Source organism: Shewanella schlegeliana (genome assembly GCF_016765635.1).
Taxonomy (GTDB): domain Bacteria; phylum Pseudomonadota; class Gammaproteobacteria; order Enterobacterales; family Shewanellaceae; genus Shewanella; species Shewanella schlegeliana.
Genome location: NZ_JAESVD010000004.1, coordinates 414,612 through 428,077 on the forward strand (window position 1 = coordinate 414,612; position 13,466 = coordinate 428,077).

The 13,466-nt window shown below is 44.9% G+C and carries 12 protein-coding genes; 7 read left to right on the top strand and 5 right to left on the bottom strand.

All coding sequences use genetic code 11. The features are described from left to right. Positions 1–7: 7 nt before the first annotated feature. From JMA39_RS09490 to JMA39_RS09500, 3 genes are read right to left on the bottom strand one after another with little or no spacing between them, the layout of a single operon-like run. Positions 8–2,530 carry a DMSO/selenate family reductase complex A subunit gene (locus tag JMA39_RS09490; protein WP_202721632.1) on the bottom strand — a complete coding sequence of 841 codons (2,523 nt, stop codon included), beginning with the start codon at positions 2,528–2,530 and terminating at the stop codon, positions 8–10. A 39-nt stretch (positions 2,531–2,569) separates the two neighbouring features. Beyond that, positions 2,570–4,594: an MtrB/PioB family decaheme-associated outer membrane protein gene (locus tag JMA39_RS09495; RefSeq protein ID WP_202721633.1), complete on the bottom strand. Its 2,025-nt coding sequence runs from the start codon at positions 4,592–4,594 to the stop codon at positions 2,570–2,572. Between the two features lie 17 nt (positions 4,595–4,611). Then, the gene (locus tag JMA39_RS09500; protein WP_202721634.1) at positions 4,612–5,550 is read right to left on the bottom strand and encodes a DmsE family decaheme c-type cytochrome; all 939 of its coding nucleotides are present in this window, start codon (positions 5,548–5,550) and stop codon (positions 4,612–4,614) included. A gap of 710 nt (positions 5,551–6,260) precedes the next feature. Here JMA39_RS09500 and JMA39_RS09505 point away from each other — a divergent pair. After that, on the top strand, positions 6,261–6,701 hold the full coding sequence (locus JMA39_RS09505) for a methyltransferase family protein (RefSeq protein WP_237732745.1): 441 nt from the start codon (positions 6,261–6,263) through the stop codon (positions 6,699–6,701). A gap of 72 nt (positions 6,702–6,773) precedes the next feature. Here the strand turns inward: JMA39_RS09505 and JMA39_RS09510 are convergent, their stop codons facing one another. Next, a complete protein-coding gene (locus JMA39_RS09510) occupies positions 6,774–8,219 on the bottom strand; it encodes a DUF1176 domain-containing protein (protein ID WP_202721635.1) in 1,446 nt (481 codons plus the stop codon). Positions 8,220–8,431: 212 nt separating this feature from the next. Here JMA39_RS09510 and JMA39_RS09515 point away from each other — a divergent pair, with 212 nt between their 5' ends. The 6 genes from JMA39_RS09515 (at position 8,432) to JMA39_RS09540 (ending at position 12,994) form a co-directional block, all read left to right on the top strand. Beyond that, entirely contained in the window at positions 8,432–8,905 is a 474-nt protein-coding gene (locus JMA39_RS09515) for a ribosomal maturation YjgA family protein (protein ID WP_202721636.1), read from the top strand. Positions 8,906–9,082: 177 nt separating this feature from the next. Then, positions 9,083–9,394: a hypothetical protein gene (locus tag JMA39_RS09520; protein ID WP_202721637.1), complete on the top strand. Its 312-nt coding sequence runs from the start codon at positions 9,083–9,085 to the stop codon at positions 9,392–9,394. A 45-nt stretch (positions 9,395–9,439) separates the two neighbouring features. Then, on the top strand, positions 9,440–10,141 hold the full coding sequence (locus JMA39_RS09525) for a hypothetical protein (protein ID WP_202721638.1): 702 nt from the start codon (positions 9,440–9,442) through the stop codon (positions 10,139–10,141). Between the two features lie 2 nt (positions 10,142–10,143). Beyond that, positions 10,144–11,043: a hypothetical protein gene (locus JMA39_RS09530; RefSeq protein WP_237732746.1), complete on the top strand. Its 900-nt coding sequence runs from the start codon at positions 10,144–10,146 to the stop codon at positions 11,041–11,043. A 30-nt stretch (positions 11,044–11,073) separates the two neighbouring features. Further along, positions 11,074–12,075, top strand: a complete 1,002-nt coding sequence (locus tag JMA39_RS09535; protein WP_237732747.1) for a PA3715 family protein — start codon at positions 11,074–11,076, stop codon at positions 12,073–12,075. Beyond that, complete coding sequence (locus tag JMA39_RS09540) at positions 12,065–12,994, top strand: PA3715 family protein (RefSeq protein ID WP_202721639.1); 930 nt, start codon at positions 12,065–12,067, stop codon at positions 12,992–12,994. Before JMA39_RS09535 ends, JMA39_RS09540 begins: the two co-directional genes overlap by 11 nt. A 26-nt stretch (positions 12,995–13,020) precedes the next feature. Here the strand turns inward: JMA39_RS09540 and JMA39_RS09545 are convergent, their stop codons facing one another. Next, positions 13,021–13,203 carry a hypothetical protein gene (locus tag JMA39_RS09545; RefSeq protein WP_202721640.1) on the bottom strand — a complete coding sequence of 61 codons (183 nt, stop codon included), beginning with the start codon at positions 13,201–13,203 and terminating at the stop codon, positions 13,021–13,023. Positions 13,204–13,466: the final 263 nt, after the last annotated feature.

The window sequence follows — 13,466 nt, forward strand, 5'->3', positions numbered from 1 at the left end:
TACTCTCTTAAATCTTTTTAATGGCAACACGGATAGTGTGCTGTGGGTTACCTTTAGCAACTGGGCTTGGCTGATAGCGTGTTAACGAGTTAATCGCACCGCCTTCGTCAACGATATGGCCAGTGCTGCCTCGCTTGTTACCTGGGTTGTACCAAGCACCTTGGCCTAGTGCAAAAACACCTGGCGCAACACGTGGCGTGATACGAACAGTCACTTCAACTGAACCGCGCTCGTTGTACATCTCAATCTTGTCGCCAGAGCTTAGGCCATGCTTAGCACCGTCCATTGGGTTAACCCAAACCGCGTCTTCTACCGCTTCACGTAGCCATGGCACGTTGTGGTAGCTTGAGTGAGTACGGCCTTTAGTGTGGTAACCCGCAAGCTGGATTGGGTAATCCGCTTTAGCGTCTTCATCTTCATAACCGTGCCACGTCACTGTGTACTGTGGAATAGCTGTGATGGTATCGCCTTTAACGCCTGTTGGGTTTTGAGCACTGTTCTCTTGGTCCCAGTTAGCTGCGCGCCATGCAAGTTCCGCTGAGTAGATTTCAATCTTGCCACTTGGAGTAGAAAGCGCTTTACCTTCTTTAACAAAACTTTGCAGTGCAACGTGGTTATCGTTCATGTTCTTACGGAAGAAGCCAATTTTTTGTGCTTCTTTGTAAGTTGCAGGGAACGCTGGAGACACGCCGATGTTATTGCTGTTAGCTTTAGTGCTTTGGTATAGCTGTTCTAACCACTCATCTTCGTTCTTGCCGTCTCTAAAGCCAGCGCCAACGCCCATCTTGTCAGCGATCATCGCAGCGGCTTCGTACATAGACTTACAATCCCACATTGTCTCAACAGATGAAGACATTGCAGTTAGGTAACCTAGAGAGCCTGAAGCATAAGAGTCGTTAACTAAATCGTTTGATTCTAACCAGCTAGTATCAGGTAGGATAATGTCAGCGAACTTAGCGCCTGGGGTCATCCAGCAATCACAAGAAACGATGAATAGATCTTCTGCTGTGCGGAAGATTTCAGCCGTGTTGTTGATTTCTGCATGCTGGTTCAGCAGTGAACTATCAGAGGCTGATAGAATGAACTTAATATTCGCACCCAGTGGTGTATCTAAACCGTCTGTACCGCGAACGCCGTGACTACGTGCCGTCATGGTTTCACCGTTTAGAATCGCTTCAGACCAAGTGAAGAAAGAGATGCTTTCTTTAACTGGATTGCTACCTGTTGGGATGCCAGCACGAGACATGCTGCTCATGTATGGTAGCTCACCGTTTGATGCACCACGTGTGCCTAGCTTACCGGTTAGCACTGATAGCATGTAAAGTGCACGCATGCTTTGCTCGCCGTTTGCTTGACGGTTAACACCCGCACCAATCACTATGTATGGCGCGTTAGCGGTCATTAGCTTGTCGGCGATATAACGAATTTTGTCAGCAGAAATACCACAGATTGACTCTGCCCACTCTGGTGTTTTAGCGTCAGTGTAAATACCTTGACCTAAAATGTAGTCTTGGTAGTTATCATCAGAATTCATCACTTTTGCGTATTCTTGCTTAGTGGCATCGCCGCTCGCTGCGAAAATAGCAATTTGATCTTCAATTGATTGCTTAGTAAAACCAACAGAATTCTCAAGTACAAATGGTAGTGACTGAGCTGCAAAGTTAGCGTGGTTGATCATCTCATAAGCTACCGCTTCAGCAAATGCCGCATCGGTGCCTGGACGGATTGGTAACCAGCTTGACTCTTTACCTAGCATAGAATCTGTGTAGCGAGGATCGATCATCACCACTTCTAGGCCGTTGTTTCTTTGTAGCGCTTGTAGGTAGTCGTAACCTTCACCTGAACCCGATTGACGGATTTCGCTAGGGTTGTACGCCACGCCTAGGAAGAAGTCACTGTCTTCGATAGTGATGGTTGACGAACCAGCTGTACTACCCGTACCGAAGGTGTGCTTCGCCGCTTCCATCTGCTGTGCCCAAGAGTAGTTACCATAAGCATTTAGGCAGCCACCGTTGAGATTAAATAGACGGTTGAAACAAGCATTTGATGCAAAACCGTAGTAAGCACCTGAACCATAGCTACGGAATACTGACTTAGCACCATTTTCTTGTGCATAAACAGCAGATAACTTTTCAGCAATAATGCTAGTTGCTTCATCCCAACTAATTGGTACAAATTCTGCTTTACCGCGCTCACCAACACGCTTCATTGGTGTCTTTAGGCGGTCAACTGCGTAGTTTCTTTGACGTAGTGAACGGCCACGAGCACAAGCACGAACTTGGTGTAGACCATAGTTGTCTTCTACTTCGTGGTCAGTTTCAACGCGTGTCACGATACCGTCTTTAGTAAAGACCTTAATTGGACAGTTAGAACCACAGTTAACTAGACAAGATGACCAGTTCACCACTTCATCTTTAACAGGTGGTTGTGGTGGGATCACGTTGGCATCGTCAGAGCTTGAATTACAGCCGGTAACTGTTGCTGCGCAGCCCAGCGCAGCACTCATTTTTAAGAAACTTCTACGTTCCATAATCTTGTTTTCCTCAAACTTATTAGTGACTGACTCGACCTATTTCAGCTTGTAGCTGAAGGTCAACATCAGTTGATGGGCGTTGTAATTGTGGTTCAGGTCACCCAAGGTGATTAAACCTGGAATGCTATCGGGAGCAACCGCAGCACTGTCGGTATCAAAATAACGTTCAAACTGGTAAGCCAACTTGACTGCCATCTGCTCTGAAATCAGGTATTGCCCGTATAAGCTCACGCTGTGGTTGTACGAGTAATAACTGCCATAGCTATTGTTGATGTTGCTGCCAGAGTTGTAACCATTCACACCGGTATTACTTGATGAGTTAGCAAATAGGTAATCACTACCTAAAATCAATCTGCCATCCATTAAGCCTGAATAAGTTGCACCTAGGCCTAAGTTGATGAACTCATCATTAATCTCTGTGTGCCAAATCGACGCTTGGTCGCCACTTTGGTCTGAATCGATCCACTGTTGACCCGCAAATGCATATACCGATAGCGGCGCTGAAAGCTGAGCATGAACATTGATGTCATAGCCGTAGTCTTTTGCCTGAGTTAGACCGATTACCGTGGCATCATAGTCATCATTGGCGTAGTAAGTGCTAACATCAAAGCTCAACCACTCAAGCGGTGCATAGTTTGCTCTAGCATTCACTTCACTGCGCTTGCGATCGGCAAGGTTGTATTTGCGCATTAACGACTCAGTCTCGTCGCTAGTCAGCTCATTCGCTTGATACTCACTACCGCCACGCTCACCATAGCTCACACCAAAATCTAGGGTCAGCTTGTCGATAGCACGAATGCTTAGCTTGCTCCAAAACTCGTTATCACGAGTCTCTTCACGCTCGCCGTAGCTACGCTCAACTTGTTTGTAGTCGTAACCTGCTTGTAAGCGGTAACCACTGGCAATACGGTAGCTAGCGTTAGTTTTGAAAGTCTGGCGCTCGATATCCATCGGTGTGTTCTGTTTAAACGCACCAGACATAGAGTTGAATTCATACTGAGCGAAATCAAATACCGATGAGCGGTTATCACGCTTGCTATAGTCATAGCTTGCACCTAGGCGTAAGCGGTTACTGACTCGCGTACTGGCAGCAAGGTTTGAACTTAAAGTATCAACCTGACCGTCCCAGTTGTGAATTGGGTTGCCGCTCATCTGGATAAGGTCTTGATCTTGGATCATACGACCAGTAACCACACGACCACTAAAGACACTAGAAGCTAAACGGTACTGTCCCGATAACGACACTTGATGTGCTTGGTTATCTGGTGTCGCACTGTATACGTCATAGGCATAAGGTAGGCTTAAATCGCCCATATGGTTGTTATAACGTGAGCCGTTATAACTCAGCTCTGACAACCAGTTAGCACCATCAAGCACAACACCAGCGCTGAAGTTATCAGTGGTTTCATCAACAGCTTCAGCGAAGTTTGTTGGTCGTGGACTCGTTAGGCTTGCGCTACGGTGACCGGTTTTATCTTCACGATCAAAACGTGCGTAACTGTTTAAGCCCAGTCCCAGCACCTCAGAGAAGTCATACTCGAAACCGATGCCGCTGCGCTGTCTCTGTAGCTCAAGATCCAATACGCGAGTATGCTCACTCGGGTTAAGCATGCCATCGTTTTGCCAAAGGTTAGTGGCCGCATTGCTGCCTTGGTTAGTGGTAATAGTCTGAAAATCCAGATCCAGCTTGTAATGACCGCTCTTACCCGCTTGCATGCTCACAAAGCCATTATCCATACCCAATTGGTGGGCTTGAACGTTAGCTTTATAACCATTTTGCTGATATGCAAGGTCGCTGTTGACACCAGCAACAGCACCATCTTTACCTGTACCAAACTGGTTTATCGCATAGTTGTCATCGGCATCAATCGCGCCAACACTCACACCTACACTACCAGTGTAACCTTGAGGTTCGACACAACGCTTACACTGATAACTCTCAGCTTTAATGTTCGCCGTGTTTGCGTTTTGGATGCCGAAGTTGGCCGCCATTGCGCTACTGCACGTGCCCAATAGTGCAAGAGTGATCAGGTTTAATGAAAAAGGTTTAATTGAACGCATAATAGTCACTCCTAGACTTAACGGGCAAAGTTGCTGCCAGCAGGATGGTTAGAACCATGGATCTTGCTGTGGCAATTTAGGCAACTCTTACCAGCACTGAATGCATCTAGACCTGCTTGACTCGTCATACGACTAGCATGACCATCATCGGCGTGACATTGCTGACACAGCTGAGGAGTACGAGACTTAAGTAAGTTGTCGTTGACACTGCCATGAGGCGTATGACAGCTAGAGCAGTCTTCCATTACTGGCGCATGTTCCCACAGGAATGGGCCGCGTTTGTCGGCATGACACTCGGCACATGTCTCATTTAGGCTTGGTTTGATAAGCGCACTTTCGGTCATCGAACCATGAGGGTTGTGGCAATCGGTACAGGTCATCTGATCCCACTTCATTGGGTGCGATGAGCGCTTGTTCATATCGGCTTTAGCGCGAGTGTGACATGAAGTACAGGTGTCATTTACCGTTAAGCGGTCAAGTGCAGGATCTTTCGCTGCATGGATGTTATGACAGTCGCTACAGGCCACTTCTTCTAAGTTGTGGGTACTGTTATGCCATGACATCAGATTAGGGTCGTTATGACATCCCTCACACACACTGTTTTGGCTTGATGCTGAAAGCTTGCTATCAGGACTAAAGCTAATCATGGGTTCTTTACCACCACGATTATGCTGACCAAGTGGGCCATGACAGGCTTCACATTGAATGCCAGCCATAGGTGACTTGCTATTACTCATATCACCGTGAACGCCGTCAAAGATCTCCATTACCTTGGCATTTTTTTTATGGCACATAAGGCAAGAGTCCGCCCCTTTCGGAGAGTACTTACCTTCGCTAAATTTCTCTGTTAATTTTTGTTCGAGTTGCGTTGAGTCAAGCTTATCCCATGGAGTTGCTTGCGCAGGCAAAACACTGATGAGCATAGTGAGTAAACTACTAGCCATTAACTTGGCCATAAAATTCACTGACTTTATGGTTTTTATTGTGGACATTAACTACAGACCGGTTGTATATCGAAGTGGGTATTTTATTCAAGTAGGATATCTAAATTCAAGATTGTGCATATCTGGCAATAACTTGAGGCTTGCAGCAAGTTTTCGTGAAAACCGTCTGTTACCTCACAATATAAACACGCAAAACAGATACACCTTAATAGATAGGTAAAACCAATTCACCATTAAAATCACTAGGATATGTGGTGTTTGAGAATGATTATTATCTTTAGCTGTTGCGCATATAATAAAAAGATGTAACACATTTGACTTAACGAGTATAAATTCTTGAAGCTAGATCACTAAGAATTATTAACTGATTCAGGCTTTAGCCATCAATACCCCATAAGAAGTACTAATATCGAACAAAAACTCAACAACCCCCAGTTAATAAGTACTGAGTACAACAAGGGTTTTCTCTACCTAGAGTAGAAAAAGGTAAAAGCAGCAGAACAAACACCTGCATAGTTATTATTTGAAAGACTTTCTAACTCAATCAATGCTTATTGCTTAGCGTATAGTGCTTATAAACCAAGGAGCTATTTATTAATGGCCGATAACATATTACTTTATTAACATTGAAGCGACTCAAAGGAAGAGCCTTGCACAATTTCAAGATAAAGTTAGAAAATAAAATCCCCCCACCCATAATCATGCTTGTTTTTGCAGCGCTTATGTGGGCTATAGCTCAAGTAACTCATAGTAATAAAATCACATCTAGCACAGCATCGACCATAGCGGCCGACAGCTCGCTACCTTTTGTCCAGTTAATGGCAACCGCTCTACTGTTAGCTTTCGGTGTATTTTGTGCGATTGCAGGAGTGATTAGCTTTAATCGAGCAAAAACCACAGTTCACCCACTCAAGCCTGAAACGGCATCCGCTCTGGTGACATCCGGCATTTATCGATTCAGCCGCAACCCCATGTATCTAGGTATGGCATTAGCCCTCTGCGCATGGGCGTGTTATTTAGGCTCTATTTGGAGTGTGGTGGGTATTGCAGGCTTTCTGCTTTATATGTACCGCTTTCAAATACGTCCAGAAGAGCGCGCACTTGAGGCGATCTTTGGACAGGAGTTTATCGGCTATAAAAAGCGTGTTAGGCCTTGGATATAAAAGAGGTAAAACATGATAGATAAGAGCCGGTCCCTATTACTGAATATCGGCTCAAAATCATCTCATAAGCGATTAAAAGTCGCGGAAAATAAGTGACTCTAGGGTTAGTTCAAGCTCCCTTAAGCGTTTTTCGGACAAATCAAGTTTACAGCCTATCATGACAGGCAGCCCCATCGAACCTTCTAAGTAGCTCAGCCTAACCGCCTTACAAACATCGTTACGATAAGTTAACCAAGAGGCTTGCGCCTGATGGAGTGCTGCCGTTAAGTCATTATTCTTTGCTACGCGTTCAAGGGCGTTAATAGAGTCGATGACTTCAGAAATTTTTAGATCGATACTCGCTAATTCTCGTTGGGCGCACTTGACCATCCCGTCAGTGGTGTATGCTTGCTCAGATTGGCAATCAATTCCGGCAGCAGGATCTTCACCCACAATCACAGTGCTAACGGTTGTGGGCAGATACCAAGCACCACCAGGGGCTATTTCACGACAGGCTCCCGTGGAATAGGAATCAGCTAAAACAAACTCACTGCCATTCCAAATATAGCGCCTTGCAGAGATACAATCACCAACCCCTCGACCTTTCATATACTCGTCAATTCTGCCATTTGCATAACTAACTGCGCTATCCGTTACTAACAGAGGTTCAATCTCAGTGTTATCGTCAACTAGCCATACAGCACTGCCAAAGTTATATGCTGCATACCAACACATTGTTGAGACGACGAGTTTACTTGTCGTAATCCTAGCCACATCAAGATCTAACGAGCCGTCTTCGGCGGGTACGATATCACACGCTAAATTAAGCGCTTTTCTCATCCGAAGAATAAAATCAGGGTTACTTGCTAATGCGCGATCTGCAGCTGTTGTGACAGGTATCGGCTGCTCAGGTATAGAAACAACCGGGGCTTGTTTGGGCTGGACAATATGAGTGGTACGCGGGCCTTTTTTTACAATTGCAAAAGGCGTATCCACCAGCCCTTGATAATCGTCCATTTTCAATAAAACGGCTGTAGACCCCGTGGTCGACAAATGCCACTCTTCCCCTGCAGGACTATTAAATTTAATAGAGACACGACCTTTCATGGTTAAAGCTGTAAGCAATTGGTTAACCTGTTCTTTAGTTAACTCACGCTCGCCACTAAAACTCATGCCCATCTCTTTGTAGGCAGGTAATTCTGCGCCAAGTAAGCTTTGGTAGTCGTCATTAATACTCAGTGTGATGGTGTCATTTTGTGTTTGGCTGTTGTCGTTATCGTATGAAATTGAGCCAAACTTTACTTTGCCTTTTATTTCGGCATTTTCGCCGGCTGCGCGCTGAAAAATAACAGAAACAGGGGAAGGAGCATCGTCTTGTTGCTGGTAGTCTAGATTTTGGTAACCGACAGCACGACAGGTATGGGTATTATCACAAACAACTTGCCAGTCACCATGAGAGAAACTCTGCACTTCATCCGCTACGCTAGAGGCAGAAATAAAAAATGATAATAACCCCACTATACGTATATATCTTTGCATGATTAACATGCTCCCCCCAAAATAACGACTTAATAAAATGGTTTGCAACGCAATATGAATATTTGCCTAAAAGAAGCTGACTCGCATTGATTTTGACGATTGTTTATCATGCCTCTAAAATTGCGTGACCACAGAGTTCACATCCAAACGCAAACTTAAAACCAGCACTCTAACAAACAAGCTATCCATCTGTTTTAACGGACAATAGTCCCATGATTAACAACAAGGCACAAGTTGCAATGTTCACATTTAAACTGCGTTATTTTATCGGTAGTTGTGCGGTATTATTGCTTTTAAGCTTTATTGCCCTATTTATTCACGATGGGTTTATTCGACCTTTTGTCGGTGATCTGCTCGTTGTGGTATGGATGTTTTTATTTCTGATTTCATTTATTCATGTCTCACCAATGAAACTTTCAATAAGCGTATTATTGCTCGCTTACGGCGTAGAAGTTGCGCAATTTTTTAATCTAGTGGACCGACTCGGGTTACAAAGCTACCCGTTAGCTCGAGTCATTATCGGCTCAACATTCGATTGGCTGGATTTTTTAGCCTATAGCTTAGGTTGGTTAACTATCCTTATCTGGCTAACATTCAAACCTGACACCTCTCCTCGTAACTCTAAATCACACGAATGGAAAAAATCTGCAGTTAATTATCCTAGTAAAGCTAACAAGAGAAAATGAGCAACTCCTGTGAGGCGCATCGCAAATAACTGACCCCGTTAACCATTTACAGTTTATAGAGTTGCAATTATAAACTAACACTCTATAAGCTACTGTATTTATTATTTAAAAACCATCAAACCAAATTGCTGTCGCCATTAGCGTTTATCCACACTTCATAATTAGGCCACGAACAAGATGCCAAATGCGATCTCAACTTTCATGCAAACTCAGCTCGGAAAGGCCATATTTGTTATTGCGGTTCCATTACTGCAATTTATCGGCCCCAATTTTCTGATTGGTATCGTACGAGTCGACCATGAAGGCGTTGGCACAGGTCTACTGTTTATCTTCAAATGCCTCATTTGGGTATGTGGATTGGTCATTGCCAGCCTTGTTGTTTCAAGGGTTTATTACAAAACATTCCGCTATGGTTTATGGGCAAATAGCCCTTTAGCTATCCTTGTGCTTTATCAGTTAAACCAGTACCTGCCCTACCTTTTATCTTAAACCAGAGCTAAATGCTTATCGCCACAATCGATGCCAAGGAACTGCATGGCTAATATATTCGCGCCAAAAACCACCAGAACACAAAAAGTACTGGCATACATTTCTATGCTGTTATTGGCCTTGATGCTGGTTGCCGTATTTAGCAACACCTTAGTTAACGACGAGGTTTACGAGCAACTCAGTCTATTTGCCGCCGTGCTATCGCTGCTTTTACTTATTGCTATGTTTTGGAGCTTAAAGCAGAAGCATTCTTGGCTGAGAATCAAGCTTGATAATCCCCCCCGCAGCCCGATAAAAGTTATCTTATCTGTCACTATCGCTATTCCCATTTTATTGCACTTCTCACTAGCGAAAGGGCTGCCTGTGGTTATTCATACCCTGCTGGCCGATAAAGCCGTCGTTGTTGCCACCATAGATGACAAACGCTTTGGCTATTACAGCCGTACCTGCGATGGTGGTTTATACCTTCAAGGCTATCGTTTTTGGGGCAACGACTATATTTGCGGCATTAGCAAACAGGATTGGGATAGTTATCAATCGGGAGACAAGCTCGTGCTATATGGTGATAAGTCGCTCATGGGTTTTACCTACCAAAAATACACCCAGCTCACCGATGAATTGTTACAACAGATTATAGCCGAGTCAGCCGCCTTAAGAGCACAAGCTATCACTAGCAATGAAGCCATGAGCCTTGAACAGGCACGCAAATTTATTGCAGATTCAGACCCAAATAGGTTACCGAAATAATCATGTCTATGTTTACTAAAGCGGGCTCGAAAACCCTAGTTGCAACCTGTATTACAAGTATCGGTTTACTGGCAGGCTGTAGCTTGTCACCCAGTCAAAATCGACTAGAGATAGGACAACTGATGCTGGAACTGGGCAGTTGCCAGTTCGATGACAATGAACGCAAAGCCATGTATCAAGCCGCAAGTGCCGGTAACCGTATCCCCTTTCCCCTGCTTATTTGCGAAGGTAAGCGCAGTGACTCGTTTAACAAACGTTGGTTGCAAAGCCGCCGAGCAGTTGATTACAACATTCTCGGCAGCCACTTTGAGGGTGCAGGCTCAGGCTCTGGTGCTAATTCTAGTGCTAATCATGACGGTTATGGCACAGCTTTAATCGAGATCACCATGCCTGACTGGGGCGCGGCATGCACCGATTTTGGCTATGACGATACAACCTGTGATCATTTAGTTTATGGTATTAATGCACCGCATATCGATAAAGTGTCCGCAGAGCAAACACAAACATTACTGCGCAAGCAAAACAAGCTGGCACAAATCACCAACATCCCCGTCATCAAAGACACCATTTTAATGCCACTCAAACATAATGCTAAAGGCCAGTTAGTCGCCAATTGGGTGGAAGATGCAGGGGCACAAAGAACCACTAAAGCCCTTGCCGACAAACTGGGTGAAACGATTAGCAATAACGGTAAGCCATTAGCTGTCACTAGCTATAACTCGCAGTATGATTTGCTACAGCAAAAAGACTTACCGGCGCAATATCGGGGCGTATTTTATTATGCCACGCCGCAATATATCGATTACAGCAACCGACCAGCGCCGCAATACGCTATCCCCCTACGCAAGGGCGTACAAGTTCGCGGTTATAAAACCTCTATTTATCGCGCCTTTACTAACTAATAAAATCACTAGACCAACGTTATCAACCTTATGAACAAACCATTAATTGTTTTTACGACATTACTTTTGGCCATTATCTCCAGTGCCAATAGTTACGCACTCGGCAGCCTAAAAAAAGACAGTCTTGAACAAAAGCTATATGAGCAACAAAAAGATCAACAGCAAGATTGTAGATTAAATCAGTTAGACAGCGTGCTCGATTATGATGCCGCCCTCGTCACCAGAAAGTACGGTCTTAACTTGTCCACTGACAATTCGGTTTGTTGGGTGTTGCCACATAATAAAGAGCAAGCGTTACTATCTTATTTCCAATATTACCAATCTAACCAAGAGGGCTACCCGAGCTATCTATGGCGAGTGATACTCGTTAATCGATACAGCAATAAAGTCGAAGCGCGTTATACGGGAGTCATGCAAGAAAATAGCGCCATAAAGGTTCATTCTGACACGAATAGTATCGTTCACGGCGAATACGCCCTAAACGACAATACGCCAGCATTGGGTTTAATCCTCGACCTTGTCAACTACGACAATTCACCACAAAGCCAGCAACATGGTGACTATCAAGCCTTTAAAACCAACCGTTTTATGACCTTGTTTGTACAACAAGGTCATAAGCTGCGCCCAGTGCTGAAACACCTGCCACTGGATTACGAAATAGAAGGTACGGATATGCAGGGCAGTAATGGCGGCGTCTATCTGCACTACGGCGTACAGGGCAAAATTGAGGTGCTAGCAACAAGCAGCCATGGCTACCACGATTTAAAGCTAATGACTCAAGGTCAACAATACCGTACCGATGGTGAATACGATCAAGTTGAGCCAATCCACTTTAGCAGTGAGCTTAAATTTGATGGCACGCGTTACCCTGTTATCACTGAGCGACTCCCCGCTCCTGAGTTTTGGCAAATAAACCAAACTGGCGTCAATTTTTTAAGCGAGAGTAACGTTCAGAACGAGAACCGCGATGAAAGCCCTCAACAAACGCCTAATCCAGCGTCAAATCCAGCGGAGAATCAAGATGCCAACTAACAACGCTTCGATTTACCCATTAAGCTGCAGATTATCCGTTCTATTCAGCGCTGCCGTTTTGACTTGCGCAGCATTATTCTCACCCGCAAGCTATGCCAAGCAAGAATGCAGCTTTGACGCCCTTGAAGCGATGGAGAATGACAGTGGTTTCTTCCGCGGTTTCACTTCTGCAGTTTGTAAACAGCTGCCCCATCAAGAGCAATTCACCATGGGCGCTTATTTACAATGGACTGGCGGTAGCTTTGCTGGCGAAAGGCGCTATACCCTGCGCACAGTGATTATGGATACTCAGACTCATGAGATTATCGCCCGCCATACAGGAAGTTTAAGCGAGCGCCCCGGATTAATTGTCGAACCTGGTGCGCAAGCAGACCAAGTTAACCCCATACAAGCGCCGCTTTGGATTGACACCGCCAACTACAAACTTAACAGCGACACACGCGCTCTTGGGGTGAGAATAATGGCGCAGCAACACCCTGACGGGGCGATGCATTATGAGTCAGATTACTTGAGTTTATTCGTCCACCAAGGACGCTTTTTAATCCCAATGGTAGAGAAGTTGCCGCTATACTATTGGAAGATCTGGCAAAACGAACAGAGTAGCTACAATCCGGCTAGAACAAGTGATGTAGCTCAGAGTGAAGCTAGCGACAAATCGAGCATGGCACAGCGCTACATCGTTGAAACAGGCAAAGCTGCGCTGCACATTGAAGCTAAACAACATAGAGGCTTTGCCGACCTAAAACTGCTCACTAAGACTAAGCTGTCAGGTGCTTTGCCTAAACGTACTGATAGTACTCAAAGCCGAACCATCATCACCCGCCTAAGATTTGATGGCGAAGGTTATTACATCTTAGATTCAGGGTTTGGTGACAAAAGAGACTGGCAAAGTACCGAGCGTTGGTGGAAACCTTGGTAAACCTCAACGCGAGGCCTTGTCGCTTTTTAAGCTAAAGCAATCACGCTGCGCTTGATAAAGGTCGTGAACTTCCAGCTCACACCTTTATTCAGCGTAGCCTGATATTTATAAGCAGAAGCTGTAAAGCCCCCCCCACAAAACTCAATGTCATTTTTCAGCTGAGAATAACAATCAGCAAAAGTGGTTCCAATGGCCTGCGGCCAGCGCATGTGCAGACACTTCTGAGACACGCTTCAAGTACGTCCCTGTAAGCTCTACGATGGCATCCATGCCATCAAAGGCCTCAGCCGTATCTGCACTTGGTTAGAACAGCACATTCTTGGAGTTTAGTGTTATGACGTAAGGTGTCATTACTAGGGGAAATTGACGGGATAAATACCAGTCAAAATTGTCGTAGTAGTACAGTCTACCCCCACCACTAATAATTTGCATCACACATCGATATTCAATGCTTGCGATCTCTTGAGTCGGA